24 protein-coding genes are annotated in these 23,017 nt (G+C 61.6%); 3 read left to right on the top strand and 21 right to left on the bottom strand.

What is annotated here, in order from left to right; all coding sequences use genetic code 11:
• Window positions 1-55: 55 nt before the first annotated feature.
• The 5 genes from ntrX to dusB form a co-directional block, all read right to left on the bottom strand.
• Window positions 56-1,417 carry a nitrogen assimilation response regulator NtrX gene (gene ntrX / locus NKH49_RS26955; protein ID WP_352471845.1) on the bottom strand — a complete coding sequence of 454 codons (1,362 nt, stop codon included), beginning with the start codon at window positions 1,415-1,417 and terminating at the stop codon, window positions 56-58.
• Window positions 1,407-3,692 (bottom strand): sensor histidine kinase NtrY-like, encoded by a 2,286-nt coding sequence (locus NKH49_RS26950; protein ID WP_352928681.1) that lies wholly within the window; start codon window positions 3,690-3,692, stop codon window positions 1,407-1,409. The genes ntrX and NKH49_RS26950 overlap by 11 nt, the downstream gene beginning before the upstream one ends.
• A 128-nt stretch (window positions 3,693-3,820) precedes the next feature.
• Window positions 3,821-5,281 (bottom strand): nitrogen regulation protein NR(I), encoded by a 1,461-nt coding sequence (gene ntrC / locus NKH49_RS26945; RefSeq protein WP_254817199.1) that lies wholly within the window; start codon window positions 5,279-5,281, stop codon window positions 3,821-3,823.
• The gene (locus NKH49_RS26940; protein WP_352747246.1) at window positions 5,278-6,420 is read right to left on the bottom strand and encodes a two-component system sensor histidine kinase NtrB; all 1,143 of its coding nucleotides are present in this window, start codon (window positions 6,418-6,420) and stop codon (window positions 5,278-5,280) included. Before NKH49_RS26940 ends, ntrC begins: the two co-directional genes overlap by 4 nt.
• Window positions 6,417-7,442, bottom strand: a complete 1,026-nt coding sequence (gene dusB, locus NKH49_RS26935; protein WP_352928679.1) for a tRNA dihydrouridine synthase DusB — start codon at window positions 7,440-7,442, stop codon at window positions 6,417-6,419. The genes NKH49_RS26940 and dusB overlap by 4 nt, the downstream gene beginning before the upstream one ends.
• A gap of 180 nt (window positions 7,443-7,622) precedes the next feature.
• Between dusB and NKH49_RS26930 the strand changes: the two genes are divergently transcribed.
• Window positions 7,623-8,843 (top strand): bifunctional 2-C-methyl-D-erythritol 4-phosphate cytidylyltransferase/2-C-methyl-D-erythritol 2,4-cyclodiphosphate synthase, encoded by a 1,221-nt coding sequence (locus NKH49_RS26930; RefSeq protein ID WP_352772860.1) that lies wholly within the window; start codon window positions 7,623-7,625, stop codon window positions 8,841-8,843.
• Complete coding sequence (locus NKH49_RS26925) at window positions 8,840-9,349, top strand: CinA family protein (RefSeq protein WP_352815539.1); 510 nt, start codon at window positions 8,840-8,842, stop codon at window positions 9,347-9,349. Before NKH49_RS26930 ends, NKH49_RS26925 begins: the two co-directional genes overlap by 4 nt.
• Here NKH49_RS26925 and NKH49_RS26920 read toward each other — a convergent pair.
• The 11 genes from NKH49_RS26920 to eno form a co-directional block, all read right to left on the bottom strand.
• On the bottom strand, window positions 9,325-9,786 hold the full coding sequence (locus NKH49_RS26920; protein WP_352815538.1) for a type II toxin-antitoxin system RatA family toxin: 462 nt from the start codon (window positions 9,784-9,786) through the stop codon (window positions 9,325-9,327). The two genes, NKH49_RS26925 and NKH49_RS26920, sit on opposite strands and share 25 nt — an antisense overlap.
• Window positions 9,787-9,798: 12 nt before the next feature.
• Window positions 9,799-10,764 (bottom strand): lipoyl synthase, encoded by a 966-nt coding sequence (gene lipA / locus NKH49_RS26915; protein WP_352448938.1) that lies wholly within the window; start codon window positions 10,762-10,764, stop codon window positions 9,799-9,801.
• A 137-nt stretch (window positions 10,765-10,901) separates the two neighbouring features.
• On the bottom strand, window positions 10,902-11,159 hold the full coding sequence (locus NKH49_RS26910) for a GlsB/YeaQ/YmgE family stress response membrane protein (protein WP_023675081.1): 258 nt from the start codon (window positions 11,157-11,159) through the stop codon (window positions 10,902-10,904).
• A gap of 98 nt (window positions 11,160-11,257) precedes the next feature.
• Window positions 11,258-12,703, bottom strand: coding sequence for a dihydrolipoyl dehydrogenase (gene lpdA, locus NKH49_RS26905; RefSeq protein ID WP_352471838.1), 1,446 nt, complete (start codon window positions 12,701-12,703; stop codon window positions 11,258-11,260).
• Window positions 12,704-12,714: 11 nt separating this feature from the next.
• Complete coding sequence (locus NKH49_RS26900) at window positions 12,715-13,353, bottom strand: SGNH/GDSL hydrolase family protein (protein WP_023675083.1); 639 nt, start codon at window positions 13,351-13,353, stop codon at window positions 12,715-12,717.
• Window positions 13,350-13,769, bottom strand: a complete 420-nt coding sequence (locus NKH49_RS26895; RefSeq protein ID WP_352815536.1) for a hypothetical protein — start codon at window positions 13,767-13,769, stop codon at window positions 13,350-13,352. The genes NKH49_RS26900 and NKH49_RS26895 overlap by 4 nt, the downstream gene beginning before the upstream one ends.
• Before the next feature lie 17 nt (window positions 13,770-13,786).
• The gene (locus NKH49_RS26890) at window positions 13,787-15,163 is read right to left on the bottom strand and encodes a pyruvate dehydrogenase complex dihydrolipoamide acetyltransferase (RefSeq protein WP_352815534.1); all 1,377 of its coding nucleotides are present in this window, start codon (window positions 15,161-15,163) and stop codon (window positions 13,787-13,789) included.
• A gap of 18 nt (window positions 15,164-15,181) precedes the next feature.
• Complete coding sequence (locus tag NKH49_RS26885; RefSeq protein ID WP_352815532.1) at window positions 15,182-16,585, bottom strand: pyruvate dehydrogenase complex E1 component subunit beta; 1,404 nt, start codon at window positions 16,583-16,585, stop codon at window positions 15,182-15,184.
• A 15-nt stretch (window positions 16,586-16,600) separates the two neighbouring features.
• Entirely contained in the window at window positions 16,601-17,641 is a 1,041-nt protein-coding gene (pdhA, locus tag NKH49_RS26880) for a pyruvate dehydrogenase (acetyl-transferring) E1 component subunit alpha (RefSeq protein ID WP_502906897.1), read from the bottom strand.
• A 171-nt stretch (window positions 17,642-17,812) separates the two neighbouring features.
• Window positions 17,813-18,133, bottom strand: a complete 321-nt coding sequence (locus NKH49_RS26875) for an FtsB family cell division protein (RefSeq protein ID WP_023675088.1) — start codon at window positions 18,131-18,133, stop codon at window positions 17,813-17,815.
• Between the two features lie 134 nt (window positions 18,134-18,267).
• Window positions 18,268-19,542 carry a phosphopyruvate hydratase gene (gene eno, locus NKH49_RS26870; protein WP_352815531.1) on the bottom strand — a complete coding sequence of 425 codons (1,275 nt, stop codon included), beginning with the start codon at window positions 19,540-19,542 and terminating at the stop codon, window positions 18,268-18,270.
• A 202-nt stretch (window positions 19,543-19,744) separates the two neighbouring features.
• Here eno and NKH49_RS26865 point away from each other — a divergent pair, with 202 nt between their 5' ends.
• Window positions 19,745-19,867 carry a hypothetical protein gene (locus tag NKH49_RS26865; RefSeq protein ID WP_084642452.1) on the top strand — a complete coding sequence of 41 codons (123 nt, stop codon included), beginning with the start codon at window positions 19,745-19,747 and terminating at the stop codon, window positions 19,865-19,867.
• Between the two features lie 77 nt (window positions 19,868-19,944).
• On the opposite strand, the gene NKH49_RS26860 is transcribed toward NKH49_RS26865, so the two are convergent.
• The 5 genes from NKH49_RS26860 to NKH49_RS26840 form a co-directional block, all read right to left on the bottom strand.
• Entirely contained in the window at window positions 19,945-20,310 is a 366-nt protein-coding gene (locus NKH49_RS26860; RefSeq protein ID WP_352928675.1) for a PRC-barrel domain-containing protein, read from the bottom strand.
• A 122-nt stretch (window positions 20,311-20,432) separates the two neighbouring features.
• The gene (gene kdsA / locus NKH49_RS26855; protein WP_352815529.1) at window positions 20,433-21,284 is read right to left on the bottom strand and encodes a 3-deoxy-8-phosphooctulonate synthase; all 852 of its coding nucleotides are present in this window, start codon (window positions 21,282-21,284) and stop codon (window positions 20,433-20,435) included.
• A complete protein-coding gene (locus NKH49_RS26850; RefSeq protein ID WP_352541999.1) occupies window positions 21,281-22,168 on the bottom strand; it encodes a VOC family protein in 888 nt (295 codons plus the stop codon). The genes kdsA and NKH49_RS26850 overlap by 4 nt, the downstream gene beginning before the upstream one ends.
• Window positions 22,169-22,474: 306 nt before the next feature.
• Window positions 22,475-22,762 (bottom strand): Dabb family protein, encoded by a 288-nt coding sequence (locus NKH49_RS26845; protein ID WP_254817185.1) that lies wholly within the window; start codon window positions 22,760-22,762, stop codon window positions 22,475-22,477.
• A 103-nt stretch (window positions 22,763-22,865) separates the two neighbouring features.
• Window positions 22,866-23,000, bottom strand: a complete 135-nt coding sequence (locus tag NKH49_RS26840; RefSeq protein ID WP_292655342.1) for a hypothetical protein — start codon at window positions 22,998-23,000, stop codon at window positions 22,866-22,868.
• Window positions 23,001-23,017: the final 17 nt, after the last annotated feature.

The raw sequence follows: 23,017 nt of genomic DNA, 5'->3' as shown, positions 1-23,017 counted from the left end.
GCGATTCCAAGACCGCCGTAACCGATAATTGCGTGGGCCACGACTGGTTTGGCTGTCAGACGCCCAGCGACTTCAGCTTGCGGTGCAATGCAGAGCGTTCCATGCCGATAAACTCTGCCGTCTTCGAGATGTTGCCGCCAAAACGGTTGATCTGGGCGATCAGATAATCCTTTTCGAATTGTTCGCGCGCTTCCCGCAGCGGCAGCGCCATTATGTGCTGATCGGACTTGTTTGGAGTGCGAGGCATGACGTCGCCGATCTCGGCAGGCAAGAGGTCGGCGGTGATCGGCGCATCGACATCGTCGCCGCGCGCCAGGATCATCAACCGCTCGACATTGTTGCGCAACTGGCGAACGTTGCCCGGCCAGTTGTGCGCCTGCAGCACAGCCAGCGCGTCGTCGCCGATGCGGCGCGGCTTGATGCCGGCCTGGCGAGCGATCTGCTTCATGAAATTGTCGACCAGATAAGGAATGTCCTCGCGACGCTCGGCCAGTCCCGGCACCATGACCGGAACCACGGCCAGGCGATGATAAAGGTCCTCACGGAAACGGCCGTCGGCGATCATGGCTTCCAGGTTCTGCGAGGTCGACGAGACGATGCGCACGTCGACCTTGACCCGCTTGGTGCCCCCTACCCGCTCGAACTGCTGTTCGACCAGCACGCGTAGGATCTTGTTTTGCGTCTCGCGCGGCATGTCGGCCACTTCATCGATGTAGAGAATGCCGCGATGGGCCTCCTCCAGCGCACCGACCTTGCGTTCGACGCCGTTCGATTCGGTGCCGAACAGCTCGATCTCCATACGCTCTGGGGTGATGTTGGCGGCGCTCAGCGTCACAAACGGTGCACTCTTGCGCGCTGAGAGCGCGTGGATGGCGCGCGCCGCCAGTTCTTTGCCCGAGCCGGAGGGGCCAATGATCATGACGCGGCTGTTGGTCGGCGCGACGCGCTCGATGGTCTGGCGCAATTGGCTCATTGCCGACGACATGCCGATAAGGTCGAAAGTCTCGCCGCTGCGCAGCTTGAGATCCGAAACCTCGCGTCTCAATTTGGACGTTTCAAGCGCCCGTTCGGCAATAAGGATCAGCCTGTCGGCCTTGAACGGCTTTTCGATAAAATCATAGGCGCCGCGGCGGATGGCCGAGACTGCCGTTTCGATGTTGCCGTGGCCCGAGATCATCACGACCGGCAGGTTCGGGTGCATCGTCTTGATCTCGTCCAGCAAAGCCAGGCCATCGAGCCGCGAGCCCTGCAGCCAAATGTCGAGGAAGATCAGCCTGGGTGCCCGGTCGGCAACTGCCGCCAGCGCGCTGTCGGCGTCAAACGCCGTGCGTGTTTCGTGACCTTCGTCGCTCAGGATACCGGCGACGAGTTCGCGGATGTCTTCCTCGTCATCGACGATGAGAATATCAGACGCCATTACCGACCTTTTCAGTTTCTTTTTCGTGTTCCGTCTTGCCCTCGCCGCGCATCGGAACGGTGGCGGCAACCGGCAGGATGATGCTGATCATTGCGCCCCGCCCATCGTGGAAGTCCGCTGGTGCATCGTGCAATTCGAGTCGCCCGCCATGGTCCTCCACGATCTTCTTGACGATAGCGAGGCCAAGCCCGGTGCCTTTCTCGCGTGTCGTCATGTAAGGCTCGAGCAAGCGCTGCCGGTTCTCGCGCGGCAAGCCCCTGCCGTTGTCGATGACGTCGATTCGAATCGCGCCATTCTGACGCCCGGCTTGAATCCGGATTATGCCGTGCGGACGATCCTCTGCATCAAGTCCGTCGATGGCTTCGGCAGCATTCTTGATGACGTTGCCGAAAGCCTGCGCCATCAGCCGGCTGTCGAACGTGCCTTTGAGCGGCTCATTGCCGAAGACGCGCTCGAAGGTGATGTCGGCCCGGCTCACTTCGACCAGGAACGAGGCCTCGCGCAACGAATCGCGCAGATCGATGGCCTTCATTTCCGGTTTCGGCATGCGGGCGAACGCCGAGAACTCGTCGACCATGCGGCCGATGTCCTCCACTTGCCGGATGATGGTGTCGGTGCATTGATCGAAAACCTCACGGTCCTCGGTGATGACCTTGCCGTAACGGCGCTTGATGCGCTCGGCCGAAAGCTGGATCGGCGTCAGCGGGTTCTTGATCTCGTGGGCTATGCGCCGCGCCACGTCGGCCCATGCAGAGGAACGCTGTGCCTGGACCAAATCGGTAATGTCGTCGACTGTCACGACGTAGGATTTATCCTCCGAACCGTCGTCGCCGGCTTCAATCGTGATCTGCACGTTGAAGGTCCGTTCGGTGCCGGCACGATAGAAGGTGACCTGTTCGCGATAGACCGGCTTGCCCGATTTGCGGCCGATCTCGAAGACGCGGCCGACATGCGGCAGCACGGCGGAAAGGTTCTGCCCTAGCGCTGCCGTGGCGGATATGGCCAGCATCGTTTCGGCCGAACGGTTGACGATGGTGACGATGCCATATGGATCGACGCCGATGACCCCGGCGGTGACGCCGGCAAGCACCGCCTCCGAAAAGCGCCGCCGCTCGTCGATCAAATCCTTGGCCGACAGGATCTCGTTGCGCTGCGATTTCAGCTCCATCAGCATCTTGTTGAAGGTGTCGCCGAGCGAGGCGACGTCACCGTCGGAGGGGCGGACAGGCACGGCTACGTCGAGATTGCCGGTGGCGACCTCATCGGCCGCGCCGATGAGCTGACGAATCGGCCGCACCAGGCGGTCGGCCACCGCAATGCCGGTCCAGATGGCAGACAGGATGATGATCAGCGTCAGCGACAGATAGGGAAGCGCGAAAGCCACTTGCGAGGTGCGGCGATTGTCTTCGAGACCGCGATATTCGGCGGTGTTGGATTTGACGATCTGCCGTGCCTTGATCACCTCGGGATCGACGAGGCGGATGGTGTAGAGATAGAGCCCGTCGATCTCGCGCAGCTTGACGATCGCACCCATGATGTTGCGGGTGCGCGGCTCTATCAGCACCGGCTTGCCGTCGGCAGCGCTTGCCACGGCGCCCTCAGGCGGCTCCGGCATGGCAAAGTCCGCGTCGGTCTTGGCGCTCATAACGAAGGAACCATCGGGCTTGATGAGTGCTGCGTGCGCCAGCGAGCGTCCCACCGCCTCCTTGTTCATGAGATCGAGGAACCCGGTGCGATCGAGACCGTAGAGCGTGCGCGAAGCGTCGAGGTCGTAAGCCATCGACAACGTCGTGCCCTGAAGATTTCGCGCGTTTTCCTGCACATAGGCGTCGGCGATCGACAACGACGAATTGACGATCGTCTTGGTGCGGATCTCGAACCAGCGGTCGAGGCCGATGTCGAGCGTGATCGACGCGATGATCGCCACCATGATCGCGGGGATGGCGGCGACCAGCGCAAACATCGCCACAATGCGCACATGCAGGCGCGACGCAGCCTTGCCGTGCCGGCGTGCCATCAGGATGCGATGCACCTCGCGGCCGACCAGCAAGATCAGAAACAGGACGAACGCCGCATTAAGCGCAATCAGCGCCAGCGTCGTCCTCGCGTCGGGCGTGATCGGCGTCGCGCCGACCAGAATGGCGAAGGAGATCGCCGCCGTCACCAGCGCACCGGCAACGGCGATCACGCCCGGCAGCGCAAGCAGCCGGCGACCGTCTCGCGCGCCGGTATTGCTGAAAAGCGATTTGCTCAGTGTCGGTGCGTGCAGGGCCATGTCGCCGTCTAGAGCCAGTGATTGCGTCGGATGTATGCAACGCATTGTGGCGATTATGCAACAAGTGTGGCCGAGACGGAAATCTTTCGGCAATCGATCCCCTGGAAAGCGCTCTTAAAGGGATTCGTCTAGACCTGCCTGGACGACTTGTAGACGTTGACGCCGAGTTCGCGAATCTTCTTGCGCAGCGTGTTGCGGTTGAGCCCCAGCAATTCCGCAGCCTTGATCTGGTTACCGCGCGTTGCGGTCATCGAGGCGAGGACCAGCGGATATTCGACCTCGGAGAGGATTCGCTGATAGAGCCCGGCCGGGGGCAAGTCGCCGGCAAACGAGGCAAAATAGCGTTGCAGGAAATGCTCCACCGCCTGGCCGATGGAAAGGTCGTCGGGAATGAGGTTGCCGCCACCTGGAACGACAGGCCTTTCGCCGGTCTTCAACTCCGCCTCGATGATCTCCGCGGAGATCTCGTCCTGCGAATACAGTGCGGCCAGCCTGCGGATGAGATTTTCGAGTTCGCGCACATTACCGGGCCATGGGTAGCGCTTCATCAGCTCGATGCCGCCGGTGGAAATGCGCTTGGTCTGCAAGCCTTCACTGACGCCGAGCTTGAAGAAGTGGCGGACGAGGTCCGGAATGTCCTCCGAGCGCTCGCGCAGCGCCGGCAGCCTGAGCGGCACAACGTTCAAGCGGTAGAACAGGTCCTCGCGGAAAAGCCCCTGATTGATCAGCGTGCGCAGGTCCTTGTTGGTGGCAGCCACGATGCGCACGTCGGTCTTGATCGGCGTTCGGCCGCCGACCGTGGTGTATTCGCCCTGCTGCAGCACACGCAGCAGCCGCGTCTGCGCTTCCATCGGCATGTCGCCGATCTCGTCGAGGAAGAGCGTGCCGCCTTCGGCCTGCTCGAAACGGCCAGTGGAGCGGTTCTGTGCGCCAGTAAAGGCGCCCTTCTCGTGCCCGAATAGTTCCGATTCGATCAGGTCGCGTGGGATCGCCGCCATGTTGATGGCGACGAAGGGGCCACCACGACGACGGCCATATTCATGCAGCGCGCGCGCCACCAGTTCCTTGCCGGTACCCGATTCGCCCGAGATCATCACCGTCAGGTCGGTCTGCATCATGCGCGCCAGCATGCGGTAGATGTCCTGCATGGCCGCCGAGCGGCCGACCAGCGGCATCGTTTCAGGCGGCTCGTCGGCACGCGTATCGATCTTGGGCCGCCGCGGCTCGGAAAGCGCGCGGTTGACGATGTTGAGCAGTTCCGTCAGGTCGAACGGTTTCGGCAGATATTCATAGGCTCCGGTTTCGGAGGCCCGGATCGCGGTCATGAACGTGTTCTGCGCACTCATGACGATGACCGGCAGTTCCGGTCGCGCCTTCTTGATGCGCGGCAGCATGTCGAAGGCGTTCTCGTCGGGCATGACAACGTCGGTGATGACCAGATCGCCCTCGCCCGCCGCCACCCAGCGCCACAGCGTCGAGGCATTGGAGGTGACGCGCACGTCGTGACCGACGCGCGAAAGCGCCTGGTTGAGGACTGTGCGGATGGCCGCATCGTCGTCAGCGACGAGAATATTGCCGCGAACGGTCATTTGCGGTCTCCTTCAACGTCGTCGTCGGTGCCAAACTGGGTTTCTTTCCATGCCGGCATCAGGATACGGAAGGTGGTCCCGCGCGGCGTCGATTCGCATTCAATGATGCCGCCATGCTCGCCGACGATCTTTGCGACCAGCGCCAGACCGAGACCGGAGCCGTTCGGCTTGGTGGTGATGAAGGGATCGAACAGGATCGGCAGGATATCTTCGGAGACACCCGAACCGTTGTCACGCACGCAGAATTCCAATGGCAGCGACACGCGGTCCTGCGTTCCGGGCACAGAAACGCGAATGCCCGGGCGGAAGGCGGTCGACAGCATGATCTCGCCCTGCGGATCGCTGCCGATCGCCTCGGCGGCATTTTTTACCAGATTGAGGAATACTTGGATGAGCTGGTCGCGATTGGCGAAGACCGGAGGCAATGATGGATCATAATCCTCTAATATCTTGATTCTCTTGGCAAAACCGTTCTTGGCGATTGCCTTGACATGGTCGAGCACGACATGGATGTTGACGGGGTAGCGGTCGATCGGCCGCTCGTCCGAAAACACCTCCATGCGGTCGACCAGCGAGACAATGCGGTCGGTCTCGTCGGTGATCAGCCTGGTCAGTGCGCGATCCTCGTCGGACGCCGACAGTTCAAGCAGCTGCGCGGCACCACGAATGCCGGACAGCGGGTTCTTGATCTCATGGGCAAGCATCGCGGCAAGGCCGGTAACCGAGCGCGCCGCACCGCGATGCGTCATCTGCCGGTCGATCTTGTCGGCCATTGAGCGTTCCTGGAACATTACCACGACGGAGCCTGGAAATTCCGTCACAGGCGCGACGTAGAGATCGACCACCTTCTCGATGCCGAGCCGCGGCGACGACACGTCCACCCGGTATTCGTTGACTGGCGCCCGGCGCTCGCGCACCTGGTCAACAAGCGTCAGCAGCGGGCTGCCGAAAGGAATGAGCTTGTGCAGCGTGTTGCGGGCGAGCATCGTGGCGCTCGAACGGAAAAAATCCTCGGCATCGGCATTGGCGAAGGTGATGAAGCCTTGCGGATCGACCATGATCACCGGCCGACGAATGGTGTTGAGCACAATATGCGCGGCGTCCGCCATATCCGTGCTCTGTGTGACGGTGGCGTTCATGCCGCACTCCGCAGGTTCGCCGCTTCGGGAGCGCTCGAAAATACGTCGCGCAGCAAGGCTATGACGCGCCCAGGCTCGAAAGACGTGAGTATGGCCTTGCGCCGGTCGTCGCTTGTGGCGGCGTGGCGGTCGAGATACCAGCCGAGATGCTTGCGCGCCTGGCGCACTCCGCTTTCCTCGCCATAAAGCGCCAGCATGTCTTCGTAATGGGCAATGACGTAGTCGGACAGCGCTTGCGGGCTTTCCGGCATGCCGGATACCGGCTCGGCCAGCGCGGCCGCTACAATGCTGCCGGCCGTCCAAGGCGCGCCATAGTGCGCGCGGCCAACCATCACCGCGTCGGCGCCAGACTGCTCGAGGATCGACGCTGCCTCCGCCGGCGATCCGACATCGCCATTGGCAACCACAGGGATCGAGACGGCCTGCTTGACGCGTGCGATGGCACGCCAGTCGGCCCTGCCCTGATAGAACTGGCAACGCGTGCGGCCGTGTACCGTCACCATCATTACCCCGGCCTGCTCGGCGCGTCGCGCCAGCATTGGCGCGTTGAGCGCGGCTTCGTCCCAGCCGAGCCGCATTTTGACCGTGACCGGCACGTCGACCGCGCCGACTACCGCTTCGATCAGCGACAGCGCGTGGTCGAGGTCTCGCATAAGTGCCGAACCGGCATAGCCGCCCGTCACCTTCTTGGCCGGACAGCCCATGTTGATGTCGATGATGTCGGCGCCTTCGTCGGCTGCGATTCGCGCGCCCTCGGCCATGTGCGCCGCCTCACGGCCGGCAAGCTGGACCATGTGGATAGGCAGCCCGGAATGACGGATGCGCAGGCCGGAACCAGCCCTGCCCTTTGCAAGCTCGCCGCTCGCCACCATTTCCGATACGACCAGCCCGGCGCCATGCGCATGGGCGCGTTGCCGGAACGGTTCGTCGGTGATGCCCGACATGGGCGCGAGAAATACGCGATTGCGGATTCTCACGCCACCCACATCCAGCGGCGAAGCCAATTTGGTCACATCAGGCATGCACAAAAACCAAGCACCTTCGGTTGCTGCACATTCTCTAGCCAGAACGGCGGCAATGTGCAACGCGCAATGTCGTGACATTAAGGCGCATTTGGGAAAAAAAGGATCGCCGGATAGCATCAATCCTAGGTCTTCCGAAAGCGATACCACTTTTCGGGATCATGCGCTAAGCGTCTCGGCATGAGAGATGTGAGCGAAAAGCAAGCTGCGGACGACAAGGTCGCGGTGGTCATCGTTGCCGCCGGCCGCGGCGCGCGCGCCGGACAGGCCAATGGGCCGAAGCAGTACCAGCAGATTGGCGGCGGCGCCGTTATCGCACGCACGCTCGACGCCTTTCTGACGCATCCGAAAATTGGAGCTGTCGTCGTTGCTATACATGCCGAAGACGACGCGCTTTTCCGCCGCGCCGCCGGCGCGAACGCCGACCGTGTCGTCGCGGTGACTGGCGGTACGTCACGGCAGGAGTCCGTCCGCCTTGGACTGCTGGCGTTGAGAAGCCATGCGCCGGGCCGGGTGCTGATCCATGATGCGGCTCGGCCGTTTGTCGACGCGGAACTGATAGACCGCACGATCGCCGCCATTGGCGAGCGCCAGGGAGCACTGCCTGCCTTGCCCGTTGCCGATACGCTCAAGCGCGAAACGGCCGAAGGCATGATCGGCGAAACCGTGTCCAGGGCCGGGCTTCATGCCGCACAGACACCGCAAGGCTTTCCGTTCTGGCCGATCCTGGCTGCGCACGAAAAGGCTCATCATCTGGGCAAAGCGGATTTCACCGACGATGCGGCAATCGCCGAATGGGCGCATATTCCGGTGAAGATCGTTCCCGGCTCGCCGGATAATGTCAAACTGACCTGGGCACGGGATATTGCAATGGCGGATCAGCGGCTTTCCAGCGCCCCACGTTTTCCCGACATCCGAACCGGCAATGGCTATGACGTGCATGCGTTCGAGCCCGGCGACCATGTCACCCTGTGCGGCGTCGCCATTCCACACGACAGGAAGTTATCCGGCCATTCGGATGCCGATGTCGGTCTCCATGCCTTGACCGACGCCCTGCTGGCCACCTGCGGCGCCGGTGACATCGGCACGCATTTCCCGCCCTCCGACCCGCAGTGGAAGGGGGCCGCTTCACGCATCTTCGTCGAACACGCGGTGAAGCTGGTGCGCGCACGCGGCGGGCGCATCGCCAACGCCGACATCACCCTGATCTGCGAGGCGCCGCGCGTCGGCCCACATCGCGAGGCGATGACCGAAGCGCTTTCGGCAATGCTGCGAATTTCGCGCAATCGCATCTCGATCAAGGCGACAACCAATGAGAAGCTCGGCTTCGTCGGCCGTGAGGAAGGCATAGCGGCCATCGCGACCGCCAGCGTTGTGTTTCCAGGGGATGTCCCCGAGTGAGCAATAGCGATCTCGCAGATGCCCTGCTTCAGGCCTGCCAGCAGCGCGGCATCATGCTGGCGACGGCGGAGAGCTGCACCGGCGGCATGATCATCGCCGCGCTGACCGACATCGCCGGCTCTTCCGCGGTGGTCGATCGCGGCTTCATCACCTATTCCAACCAGGCCAAGACCGAGATGCTCGGCGTCTCGGCCGCTACACTCGAGGCGCACGGCGCGGTCTCGCGCGAGACTGCGGTGGAGATGGCGGCCGGAGCCTTGGCGCATTCGCCGGCCGGGCTCGCCCTGGCGGTGACTGGCATCGCCGGTCCGGACGGCGGCTCTGCGGAAAAACCTGTCGGCCTGGTCTGGTTCGGCGTTGCCGTGGCTGGCCGGCCGGTGGTCAGCGAATGCCAGCTGTTCGCCGACAAGGGCCGTGATTTCATCCGCCGGGAGACGGTCCATCATGCGCTTGAACTGGGTCTGCGCGCGCTCGCTGCGGATCAGGCCGTCGATGGCGCGCCGTAGATGATTTCGGCACGTTTCTCGAACGCCTCGGAGAACATACGGAAGGCGCGGTCGAACATGGTTCCCATGAGCGCACCCAGAATGCGGCTCTTGAACTCATAGTCGATAAAGAAGCAGACGTTGCAACCGCCGCCGTCCGCCGGGTCGAAGCGCCAGACATTGCTGAGATATTTGAACGGGCCGTCGATATATTTGACGTCGATGGCGTTCTCGTCAGGCTTCAGCAGCACCTGCGTGGTGAAAGTCTCGCGGATCGCCTTGTAGCCGATGCTCATGTCGGCGATGAGCAAGGTGCGTCCGTTGCGTTCCTTGCGCGAACGAACCGTAAGTGCCTCGCAAAGCGGCAGGAATTGCGGATAGGATTCGATATCGGCAACCAGAGCGAACATCTGTTCCGGCGTATGCGCAACGCGGCTATGGGCTTCGAATTGTGGCATGAAACCAGTGTGTTAGGCGGACTTTTTGAGAAACGCTTCGCGCGCCGCGCGCAACCTGGCAAAGTCGTCCCCGGCATGGTGCGACGAGCGCGTCAGCGGGCTCGACGCTACCAGCAGGAAGCCCTTGGTTCTGCCGATCGTCTCAAAGGACTTGAATTCCTCCGGCGTGACGAAGCGGATCACCGGATGGTGCTTCTTCGACGGCTGCAGATATTGGCCGATGGTCATGAAGTCGACATTGGCCGAACGCAAATCGTCCATCAGCTGCAGGATTTCGTTCCGCTCCTCGCCAAGGCCGACCATGATGCCGGACTTGGTGAAGATCGAGGGGTCGAGTTCTTTGACCCGCTGCAAGAGCCTGATCGAGTGGAAATAGCGCGCACCCGGCCGAACAGTCAGATAGTTCGACGGAACGGTCTCGAGATTATGGTTGAAAACGTCCGGCTTGGCCGCCACGACGATCTCCAGCGCACCGTCCTTGCGCAGGAAGTCGGGCGTCAGGATTTCGATCGTAGTCGATGGGGTCGCTGCCCTGATCGCGCGGATGACATCGGCAAAATGCTGGGCCCCGCCGTCGGCGAGATCGTCGCGATCGACGGAAGTGATGACGACATGGCTCAAGCCCATCTGCTTGACCGCATGCGCGACACGCGCCGGCTCGTCGGGATCGAGTGCGGTCGGGATGCCGGTGGCGACATTGCAAAAGGCGCAGGCCCGCGTGCAGATCTCGCCCATGATCATGAAGGTGGCGTGCTTCTTCTCCCAGCACTCGCCGATATTGGGGCAGCCCGCCTCTTCGCAAACCGTCACCAGTTTGTGAGACTTCACGATTTCGCGCGTCTCGGCATAGCCTTTCGACATCGGCGCCTTGACGCGGATCCAGTCAGGCTTGCGCAGTACGTCCTGGTCCGGCTTGTGCGCCTTTTCGGGATGCCGCAGGCGCGGCGCATTGGCAATCGTGTCGAGGACGGTGACCATGTGAAACCCGGCTCATTGGCAAGCGCTTGTCCAGCGCTCGCTCTACCCACGTCATCTAGGACTTTTCGGAGAAAAGAAAAAGGCCGCGATCACGCATGCCGCGGTGGCCTTTTTCGCATAGCAAGTGCCGACAGAGGTTAGCGGCGCACCAGTCGTCCGACCGCAATCAGAATGCAGGCACCGATGAAGCCGGTGATCAGATAGGCTATCCAGCCGACGCCGAAGATGCCGATGTTCAGGGCCTGCAAGATGGCATTCAACACTATTGCGCCGACAATGCCGAGAACGATGTTCATGAGGATGCCGGTATTGCTCTTCATGACCATCTCGGCGAGCCATCCCGCCAGGCCGCCGATGATGATGGCTGCAACCCAGCCCACGCCGTTCATTTCCATATGCCCTCTCCTTGTATGATGGATGATGCCTGCGAAACGAATTGCTCTGCCGTCGAGTTCCTCTGTGTCTTCCGTGTGAGACTCGCCCAACTAATTTATCATGCATTCAGTGCGCGGCCATAGGCGTCGAGTACACTCTCCTTCATCATCTCCGACAGCGTCGGGTGCGGGAAGATCGTGTGCATCAGCTCTTCCTCGGTGGTCTCCAGATTCATCGCCACGACGAAGCCCTGGATCAGTTCGGTTACTTCTGCGCCGACCATGTGGGCACCCAGCAACTGGCCGGTCTTCTTGTCGAAAATGGTCTTGACGAAGCCTTGGTCTTCGCCCAGCGCAATCGCCTTGCCGTTTGCGGCGAACTGGAAGCGGCCGACGCGGATGTCCTTGCCATCGGCTTTCGCTTTGGCTTCCGTCAGTCCGACCGAGGCGACTTGCGGATTGCAATAGGTGCAGCCCGGGATCTTCAGCTTGTCGATGGCATGCACGCCGGGGAAATTGGCGATCTTTTCCACACAGACCACGCCCTCATGCTCGGCCTTGTGGGCGAGCATCGGCGGTCCGGCAACGTCGCCGATGGCGTAGACGCCCGGCACATTTGTCTTGCCGTAGCCGTCGACGACGACGCAACCGCGGTCCGTCTTCACGCCGAGCGTCTCGAGGCCGAGGTTTTCGATGTTACCCTGTACGCCGACGGCCGAGATCATACGATCGGCGGTGATCTTCTCGACCTTGCCGTCCTTCATCTCGACATGCGCCGTGACCGAGTTAGTGCCCTGCTCGACCTTGGTCACCTTGGCTTCTAGAATGATCTTCATGCCCTGCTTCTCGAACTGCTTCTGCGCGAATTTCGAGACCTCGGCGTCCTCGACCGGCATCACAGCCGGCAGCAGTTCGACCACCGTCACCTCGGCGCCCATGGTGCGGTAGAACGAGGCGAACTCGATGCCGATGGCGCCCGAGCCCATCACCAGCAGCGATTTCGGCATCTCTTTCGGCACCATGGCCTCGAAATAGGTCCAGATCAACTTGCCGTCCGGCTCGATGCCGGGCAATGCGCGCGGCCTCGCTCCGGTCGCCAGAATGATGTGCTTGGCGCTGTAGGTGCCCTCGCCCTTGACGCCCTTGGGCGCCGGCGGCTGCGGCTCCATCGGCTTCTTCGACGATTTCGACACGACGATCTCGCCAGGTTTGGTCAGCTTGGCTTCGCCCCAGATGACGTCAACCTTGTTCTTTTTCATCAGGAAGCCGACGCCGCCGTTGAGCCGCAGCGAGACCTTTCGCGAGCGATCGACGACGGCGGCTGTGTCGACGCTGACCTTGCCATCGATCTTCAGGCCGTAGTCCTTCAGATGATCCGAATAGTGCATGATCTCGGCGGAGCGCAGAAGCGCTTTGGTCGGAATGCAGCCCCAGTTGAGGCAGATGCCGCCCAAGTGCTCGCGCTCGACGATCGCCGTCTTGAAGCCAAGCTGGGCCGAACGCACTGCAGTGACATAGCCGCCGGGGCCGGAGCCGATGATGATGACGTCGTAGTTCTCAGCCACGGCTTTCTCCTTCACAATTCCAACATGAGGCGCACGAGCGGCGCCAGCGCTTGCCCGACGTTCCGCGTGTTTTCTGCGTCCAGGTGGACGCCGTCGAGCGGCGTGGTTTTGGCTACCGTGCCGGCATCGAAGAAGCCGCAGCCGGCCTCGTCGGCAAGGGCGGAATATTGCGGCGCCAGCCGCTTTGACGCGTCATCGCCGCCGGCGAACATTTCCTTGAACTCGGCGTTTTCCGTGCGGCTGACTACGGGCGGCGCGACGATCAGGATCTGCGGCGCCGGCCAATCGAACGGGTAATCGTGACCGCGCACGATATCGATCAGGCGTTGCATGCCTTGCTTGGCCGCGACCGGATTACCATGAATCCACGGCTTCATATCGTTGGCGCCGAGCATGATGACGATCAAGTCGATCGGTGCGTGCGTCGTCAGGATGGTTGGCAACAGCCTTGCGCCATTGCGGTCCGCTCCGGCCAAGTGATCGTCAAAGGCGGTGGTTCGGCCATTCAGGCCTTCGGCGATGACCTCGACGCCGCTGCCCAATGCCGCCTGCAGCACGCTCGGCCAGCGATCTTCCAGCGGATGCCGGCCGAGGTTTGCCGCGTCATAGCCCCAGGTAAGCGAATCGCCGTAGCAGAGGACCGTCTTCATGTGCCTGCCCCGCCGAAACCCGGTTGCGAGCGCGCCAATCGCCAGCGCACGAAAAGCCACTGGACCAACACCGTAGCGATGCCCGGCAGGACGAGACCGGCGACTATGGGAAGATCGCCCGACCACTGGCTCTTGCCTGGGGGCTGGGAGAAAGTCCAGCCGATCAGGGAAACTCCAACGAGCACAAAAAACGCTACTCCTATGGTCGCCGTCAGCTTTGTTGCCCGTCGTGGGTCCGACATGAATTGTGCGATGAAGAACGCGACCGTCACGAGGATGGTGACGAGAGCCGAGATCATGAACACAAGGATGTACTCTACGTCGGCATTGGTGGCGACGGCGAGCCACTGCGCCACCAATCCGCCCGCCAAACCGGAAAGAAAGAAGGCAAAAAGGCTGGTGAAGAATTTCCGCACCGCCCTGTTCCCCTCGCTTAAACCAGCATGCCCATCGGGTTTTCGACCATGCGTTTGAAGGCGACGAGCAGCTCGGCGCCGAGCGCACCGTCGACGGCGCGGTGATCGGTCGACAACGTCACCGACATGATCGTGGCGATCTTGATCTCGCCGTTCTTGACCACCGCGCGTTGCTCGCCGGCGCCGACCGCCAGGATCGTCGCATGCGGCGGGTTGATGACGGCAGAAAAATCCTTGATGCCAAACATGCCGAGATTGGACACCGCCGTGGTGCCGCCCTGATATTCTTCCGGCTTCAGCTTGCGGCTGCGGGCGCGGCCGGCAAGATCCTTCATCTCGTTGGAGATGACGGACATCGTCTTTTCGTCAGCACGCCGGATGATCGGGGTGATCAGGCCGCCGGGGATCGATACGGCAACGCCGACATCGGCGTGCTTGTGCTTGATCATGGCGTTTTCTGTCCACGACGCATTGGCATCCGGAACCGCCATCAGCGCCATGGCAAGAGCCTTGATGACCATGTCGTTGACCGACAGCTTGTAGGCCGGCGTTTCGCCCTTCTCGGTCTTCTTCACCGGCGCGGCCGCATTGATCTGCGTGCGCAGGGCCAGAAGTGCGTCGAGCTCGCAGTCGAGCGTCAGATAGAAATGCGGGATGGTGGTCTTGGCTTCGACCAGCCGCCTCGCAATGGTCTTGCGCATATTGTCGTGCGGGATCAGCTCGTAGGAGCCTTCGGCAAACAGTTTGAGCACCTGCTCGTCAGACATCGCCTTGGGTGCTGCGGCCGCAGGTGCCGGAGCGCCGGCGGGCGCTGCTTTTGCTGCTGGCGCTGCCTTGGCGCCGCCACTGGAAATTGCGGCCTCGACATCGGCCTTTACTACGCGGCCGCGGGGGCCGGAGCCTGTCAGCGCCGCGACATCGACGCCGGCTTCCCTGGCAATGCGCCGGGCCAGCGGCGAGGCGAAGATGCGCTCACCGCTTGCGTGGCTGTTGGCGACCGGCACCCCTTCCGCCTTAGGCCCAGGTGCGGCAGGCTCCTGCTTCGACGCTTCGGGCTTTAATGTTTCAGCTTTGGGGGCTTCCGCTTTCGGAGCCTCAGCCTTGGCCGGCGCAGCGCCATCACCGCTTTTGGCGGCAGAAGCAGCATCCTCGCCCTCGGCAGCCAGCACTGCGATCAGCGCATTGACCTTGACGCCTTCTGTGCCGGCCGGAACCACCAGCTTGGCGACCGTGCCCTCGTCGACGGCTTCGACTTCCATCGTCGCCTTGTCGGTCTCGATCTCGGCAATCACGTCGCCGGGCGAAACCTTATCGCCTTCCTTGACCAGCCACTTGGAAAGATTGCCCTCTTCCATTGTGGGCGACAGCGCCGGCATGGTGATGTTGATCGGCATTTTGTCCTCCCGCCCTGCTCAGCGATACGTGACGGCTTTGACCGCCTCGACAACCTCGCCGACGTTTGGCAAAGCCAGTTTCTCGAGATTCGCCGCATAAGGCATCGGCACGTCCTTGCCGGCAACAGTGATGACCGGTGCGTCGAGGAAATCGAAGGCGCGCTGCGAAATTTGGTTGGCGATATGGTCGCCGACCGAGTTCTGCGGAAAGCCTTCCTCGACCACCACGAGGCGATTGGTCTTTTTGACCGAGGCGATGATCGTGTCGAAGTCGAGCGGGCGGATCGTGCGCAAGTCGATTATCTCGGCATCGATGCCCATGCCGCGCAACTCCGCCTCGGCCTTGATCGCGTAGGTCATCCCGATGCCGAACGAGACGATGGTCACGTCCTTGCCGGATTTGTGAATGCGCGCCTTGCCGATCGGCAGCACGAAATCGTCGATCTTCGGCACGTCGAAGGAGTGGCCGTAAAGGATTTCGTTCTCGAGGAAGATGACCGGGTTCGGGTCACGGATCGCCGCCTTGAGCAGACCCTTGGCGTCGGCGGCGGTATAGGGCATCACCACCTTCAACCCGGGAACATGGCTGTACCAGGCGGCATAGCATTGCGAATGCTGCGCGGCGACGCGGGCAGCCGCGCCGTTCGGGCCGCGAAAGACGATCGGGGCGCCCATCTGGCCGCCGGACATATAGAGCGTCTTGGCGGCTGAATTGATGATCTGGTCGATCGCCTGCATGGCGAAGTTGAAGGTCATGAATTCGACGATCGGCTTCAGGCCGGCCATCGCCGCGCCAACACCAACGCCGGCAAAGCCGTGCTCGGTGATCGGCGTGTCGACTACGCGCCGCGGACCGAATTCCTGCAACAGGCCTTGTGTGATCTTGTAGGCGCCCTGGTACTCGGCGACTTCCTCGCCCATGACGAAGACGTCGCCGTCGCGGCGCATTTCCTCAGCCATTGCGTCGCGCAACGCTTCACGCACCGTGGTCGAGACCATTTCGGTGCCGGCCGGGATGTCAGGATCGGCGGCAATTTCCAGCCTGGGTGCGGCGGCAACAGGTGCTGCCGCTTCGCTCTTGGCCGGAGCAGCAACGGGGGGCGGAGCAGCCGCGGGCGCTGCCGCTTGCGACTCGACAGCCTCCTCGCCAATGCCTTCGCCTGCCTCGTCGATGTCTTCGCCATCGACGGCCAGCACAGCGATCAGTGTGTTGACCTTGACACCCTCGGTGCCGGCAGGAACCACGATCTTGGCAAGCGTGCCGTCGTCCACGGCTTCGACTTCCATCGTTGCCTTGTCGGTCTCAATCTCGGCAATGGCGTCACCCGCCGCGACCTTGTCGCCCTCTTTCTTCAACCACTTGGAAACATTACCCTCTTCCATGGTCGGCGAGAGGGCGGGCATGAGAATTTCGATCGGCATGTCCTTGCCCTCTCGTTAAAGTACGATGTCGGTCCAGAGCTCGGACGGATCCGGCTCCGCGTCGTTCTGGGCAAATTCTGCGGCGTCGGCGACAACGTCGCGGACTTCCTTGTCGATGGCCTTGAGCTCGTCCTCGCTTGCCCATTTCTTGTCGAGCAGCCGCGCTTTGACCTGCTCGATCGGGTCACGTTCGGAGCGCATTTTCTGCACTTCTTCCTTGGAGCGGTATTTTGCCGGATCTGACATCGAATGGCCGCGGTAACGATAGGTCTGCATTTCGAGAATGAGCGGCCCGTTGCCGGCGCGGCACCATTCGGCGGCGAGGTCGCCGGCTGCCTTTACAGCGCGCACATCCATGCCGTCGACCTGGATGCCTGGAATCTTGAAGGACGCGCCGCGGTGCGAGAAATCCGTCTCGGCCGACGAGCGCGAGACCGAGGTGCCCATGGCGTAGCGGTTGTTCTCGATGATGTAGATCACCGGAAGCTTCCACAGCGAGGCCATGTTGAAGCTTTCGTAGACCTGGCCCTGGTTCGCCGCGCCATCGCCGAAATAGGTCAGCGTCACATTGTTGTTGTCGCGATAGCGGTTGGCGAAGGCAATGCCGGTGCCGAGCGACACTTGCGCGCCGACGATGCCGTGGCCGCCGTAAAAATGCTTCTCCTTGGAGAACATGTGCATGGAGCCGCCCTTGCCTCTCGACAGACCGCTACGGCGCCCGGTCAGTTCGGCCATGACGCCGCGTGGTGACAACTCCATGGCCAGCATATGACCATGGTCGCGATAGGCGGTGATCATCTGGTCGCCATCGATCAGCGCCATCTTCATGCCGGTAACGACCGCTTCCTGGCCGATGTAGAGGTGGCAGAAACCGCCGATGAAGCCCATGCCGTAAAGCTGGCCGGCCTTTTCCTCGAAGCGGCGGATGAGCAGCATGTGCCGGTAGGCGGCAAGCTCCTGGTCTTTGGTGAATTCAACAGGCTTCGGGGTGGAAAGGCCCGGCATCTTGCCGTCTGATTTGGATTTGGCAGGCGCTTTTCTGGCGGCGGTGGCCATGCATCACTCCCTGTTGGCGTCTCTTGGCGGACAGCGAGGGAGATCAGTTCTCCCACCGATTTGAGGCAGGCTAACATGCAGGGAAGGCTTTCGCCATGCCGAAAACGCATGGCTGTCATGCATCTAAGCAATTAAAATCATTGCAAATATCGCTGATTAACTGAGATCAGGTTATCTTGCGACCGGCAGCATGATGGTGATCTCGTCGGCGTGGGACAGATTAAGCGCCTTGCGCGCCTGCTCGTCCAGCATGTCCTTCTCCAGCGTGCCCTCATGCATCAGCTGAACGCGGCGCTCGAGATCGATCCGGCGCGCCCTGACGGCATCGAGCCTGCCCTGCAATTCGGCAGTCTCAGCTTCGAGCTGGTACTTGGAATAGATGCCGAACTCGCCATGATAGGCATGGAAACCGAAATAAGTCAGGAACACCACGCAGAGCGAGGGGATGATCAGCCGGCCGGTATTTCTTTGCTTGTGCTGGCGTGTCCACATGGTCCGAATCCTCTACGCCGCCTTTGTCGCCCGATTGTGCTTAATGGACGGTTACAGCCTGTTGGATTCAGAGCCTGGAAGCAAAAAAGGGCGGGAATGTCCCCGCCCTCGTCGCCACGGATTTTCTCTCGAAATCAGCTTTTCACGATCGACTTGCCGGCATATCGCGCCTGCTTGCCGAGCTCCTCCTCAATGCGGATGAGCTGGTTGTACTTGGCCATGCGATCCGAGCGCGACAGCGAGCCCGTCTTGATCTGCCCGCAATTGGTGGCAACGGCGAGGTCGGCGATGGTCGAATCCTCGGTCTCGCCCGAGCGGTGCGACATCACCGCGGTATAGCCGGCCTTGTGCGCGGTCTCGACGGCGTCGAGCGTTTCGGTAAGCGAGCCGATCTGGTTGACCTTGACCAGGATCGAATTGGCGACACCCATGCGGATGCCGTCGCGCAGCCGCGCCGTGTTGGTGACGAACAGATCGTCGCCAACCAGCTGCGTCTGCTTGCCGATGAGATCAGTCAGTATTTTCCAACCGTCCCAGTCATCCTCGGCCAGGCCGTCCTCAATGGTGATGATCGGGTAGTCGGCAGCGAGTTTGGCTAGATATTTGGCCTGCGCCTTCGGGTCGCGGGTTTTCCTCTCGCCTTCATAGACGTAGTTGCCATCCTTGAAGAATTCGGTCGCCGCGCAGTCGAGGCCTAGCGCAACCTCTTGGCCGGGCTTGAAGCCAGCCTGCTCGATCGATTCCATGATGAAGTCGAGCGCGGCCGGCGCGCTCTTCAGGTTGGGGGCAAAGCCGCCCTCGTCGCCGACATTGGTGTTATGGCCGGCGTCCTTCAGCTTCTTTCGCAGCGTATGAAAGATCTCCGAGCCCCAGCGCACGCCGTCGCGCAGCGTCGGCGCGCCGATCGGCAGGATCATGAATTCCTGGAAATCGATCGGGTTGTCGGCATGCGCGCCGCCATTGATGATGTTCATCATAGGCACCGGCAGCACATGGGCCTTGGTGCCGCCGACATAACGATAGAGCGGCAGGTCGGCCGCTTCGGCCGCGGCCTTGGCCACAGCCAGCGACACGCCGAGGATGGCATTGGCGCCGAGACGGCTCTTATTGGGCGTACCATCGAGCTCGTTCATGGTCTGGTCGATATGGATCTGATTCTCTGCCTCCATGCCGCCGATCGCCTCGAACAGCTCACCGTTCACCGCCTCGACCGCCGTGAGCACGCCCTTGCCGAGATAGCGGGGGCCGCCATCGCGCAGTTCGACCGCCTCATGCGCGCCGGTCGAGGCGCCGGACGGCACCGCGGCGCGACCCATCGAGCCGTCTTCGAGCACGACGTCGACCTCGACGGTCGGATTTCCGCGGCTGTCCAGGATTTCACGCCCGACAATGTCGATGATGGCCGTCATTGCGATGTCCCCGATTGATCGATTGAAGCGTCGCGCACCTCTTAGCCAAAGCGCCGCAAAACGCAATCGGGGCACTTGCAAATATTGCCCGTGCGCTACGGATTCACGAAGCACGAAGCGCTGTCATCATTTGTCATACGCGGCATGCCGGTTTCTGGTTTATGGCTGTTGTCGCGCGGGGCGAAACAGGAGGAGTTTCGCCATGTCCCAGTTGAGCGGTATTGTGAGTTTGTTCCTGATCGCGGCTGCGTTCCTGACGTCGTGCGACAATCAGCAACCCCCGCAGGGATCGTCGCCTTTGCCGGCCCTGCAGATTGCGCAGTAGCATCCCGCCACATCGAAAGGCCCCCGATTTCCCGGGGGCCTTTTTGATTCCAGGAGACTTAGTCAGTGCCAGTAAGGTCAGTGCCAGTAAGGCTCGACCTCGTAGTAGTTGTATGAGGCATCACGCGCGGCCTCGCCGTCGGCGCCGGTCAACTCGTTGATCGAATAGGAAGGAGCGGCCATCAGCTGGTCTTTGGTGAACGGCACGACATAGCCGCCCTTGTTCTCGTCATAGTCAAGGCTCGCCCACGGAATGGCGTGGTATTTCTCGCCGATGCCGAGAAATCCACCAAAACCGATCACGGCAAACATGATTCCGTTCGACAGTTTGTCGAGCATGACGTCCTCGATGTCGCCGATATGAGTGCCTTCCGTATTGTAGACCGATGTGCCGATAACCCGCGAAGCGGCGATGGCTTCGGTGTGTCCCGTCTGGGTCGTCATGGTGTGCTCCTCGTCGTCGTTGACATTAGATTTTGACAATGATGGCCGCGGGCTAAGGTTCCAGGCAGGTTCGAAATTCTTCAAAGTTTTCCTGGCGGCGCTGCTGTGGCGCAACTGCTGGTTCAACCCACGCTTTTGGCAATGCGATCGAACGCCATCAGCCGGTCAAGCAATGCGGGAAGATCCTTTAGCGGCACCATGTTGGGACCGTCGGAAGGCGCGTTGTCGGGGTCCTGGTGCGTCTCGATGAAGACGCCGGCGACGCCAACCGCGACGGCCGCGCGCGCCAGCGTCTCGACAAAGCGCCGGTCGCCTCCAGACGAACCGCCCTGCCCACCCGGCTGCTGCACGGAATGGGTGGCATCGAAAATCACCGGCGCGCCGATCTCGGCCATGATCGGCAGCGCCCGCATGTCAGACACCAGGGTATTGTAACCAAAGGATGCGCCGCGCTCGGTGACCAAGACATTGGCATTGCCGGAGCCAATGATTTTGGCGACGACGTTCTTCATGTCCCACGGCGCGAGGAATTGCCCCTTCTTCACATTGACCACCTTGCCGGTTTTTGCCGCAGCAATCAGCAAATCGGTCTGGCGGCTGAGGAAGGCAGGAATCTGCAGGATATCGGCATGAAGCGCGACGATCGCGCATTGTTCCTCAGTGTGGACGTCGGTCAGGATCGGCAAGGCAAAATTCTTGCGCAAGTCGTCGAAGATCGGCATTGCCGCTTCAAGTCCCGCGCCGCGCGTGCCGCCAAGCGAGGTGCGATTGGCCTTGTCGTAGCTGGTCTTGTAGACGAGCCCAATGCCGAGCCTGTCGGTCAATTCCTTTAGCGCACCGGCCATGTCGAAAGCGTGCTGCCGCGATTCCAGCTGGCATGGACCAGCGATCAGCGATAGGGGCGCGCTGTTGCCGAAAATGACTTTGCCGACCGCAACGGAAGAGTTCGGCATCAGTGGATTGAGCTTGTTCATGCGATCTCCCGGAAAATGAAGGCTGCGCCCTGCCCTGGCGCCGGCGGCACGATGGTATCACCGCCGCGCATGTGGTGTTCCACAGAATTGGCTGCAAGCAGCTTGGCGACGGCATCGCCGTGCCTAATCGAAAAGACGATCCCAGCAAAGCGGAGTTCAGATGGTGCGCCGGCAGGAATGCCGAAGCGTGCCGAATAGGCTGCAGGATCCAGAACGGTCACGACGGCATTCGGCAGCTCATAGACAGTGCCGCCGCCCTGCGCCTCGATTCCGGCTGCGATCGAAATCAAACGGCCTTGTTCGAAAGGTTCGCCAGTGACTGCCACGACTTCGACAATGCCGGTTGCGCCATTAGCGTGGGCCTGCAACGCAGTGCGGTCGACGTTCGGCGCATTGATCCGCTCGCAGGCGAAGAGAAAAGCGTCCGCTGTCTTGCCTGTAGCCGCGAAGGCCAGTTTGAACGATGCGGTATCGCTCTTTCCCGCCGCATCGGTGAAGGCGCGCGAAAAGCTTAGCGCGTCGCCCGCCGACAGACCGGCTTCCATGTAGCGCGCGTGGTCCGCGGCGGCGCTTTCGGTGCCCAGCGCCACGGCAGAAAATCCTTCATCGCCGTTTTCTTCGCGATACGTGCGATCACGCACGACAAAGACATTGCGGTTCGCGATCGCCGTTGCCACGGCCTGCCGGTCAGCGACCGCGAGCGGCTCGAGATAGGTGCCGTCGGTGAGAAAGACACAGCAGTTTTGCGTTCCGAAAGGGTGGATACCTGTCGGCGCAACGGTAAAGCCGAGCAGGGCCAAGCGCGCCCGCGCAACATCGAGGCTTGCTGTCGGCAGCACCAGGTGATCGAGCGGATGAGGCCTTGCGGGGGTGTTTTCGGTCATGTCCCGCGCGATGTGCCTCATTCCTGAAAATGGTTCAAGGGCTTAGCCGGTGCCTCAGCGGCGATCGCAGGCCTCGGCCGCGAGGAGCCGACTTGCCGCCCGCAAAAATCATCCTAGCTCATTGCTATGGGAAGAGACCTTTTCATCGCCCTGGCCGTTATTGCGATAGCAGTTATCGCCGTGCTGATCTGGAACGCGCCAAAGCGGCCGGGCGTCGATCCGACCGAAACCTCCGCGGCTCAGACGGAGTGAAGCGGGCTACGGCGCGGAGCCCCTCCGCGACGTCAAATCTGCCTTGGGAGGCGGTCAACTTGCAACGATGTCGGCCGAATAGCGTAATTCGCGCAGAGGTTTGACCCGGCTGGTCGTCTCTGCATAGAGCGGATGCGCCTTGTAGGCGGCGAGCGCCGCTTCGTCCTCGAACTCGGCGTAGACGACCACATCGATCTCATCCGAGAGCGGGTCGACCTTGGTGTTGAGCGTTACCTCGAAATGACGCGAATGAGGTATCTTGCCAAGCGCCAGGAGGCCCGTGCGCACTGCCTCGACATCCGCTTTATGCCGTGCGCTGAAGAAAACGATATGCCGGATCAACCCAGCCTCCTCGACCGTTGGACCGGCGTTCTTTTGTGTCAGCGGCAGCGTGCCGTCAATCGGCAGGTTTGTCGCGTCTGCGAACCGTAGGTGCGAAGAGAAACTACACCATGCTCGTTACATAGTGCACGATGCGGGTCACCTCCCTGACCGTCCTGTCGAGGTAGCGGCCTTGGTTGTAAATGCCGTCCCAGATCAGGAAAAAGGTGACAGTCGTGATGACGATGACATAACGCATGACTAAAACTAGCGCAT

The sequence above is a fragment of the Mesorhizobium sp. M1088 genome (assembly GCF_040318575.1).
Taxonomy (GTDB): Bacteria; Pseudomonadota; Alphaproteobacteria; order Rhizobiales; family Rhizobiaceae; genus Mesorhizobium.
Note: the sequence above shows the minus strand (reverse complement) of the source record. Positions and strands in the feature narration are given on the sequence as shown.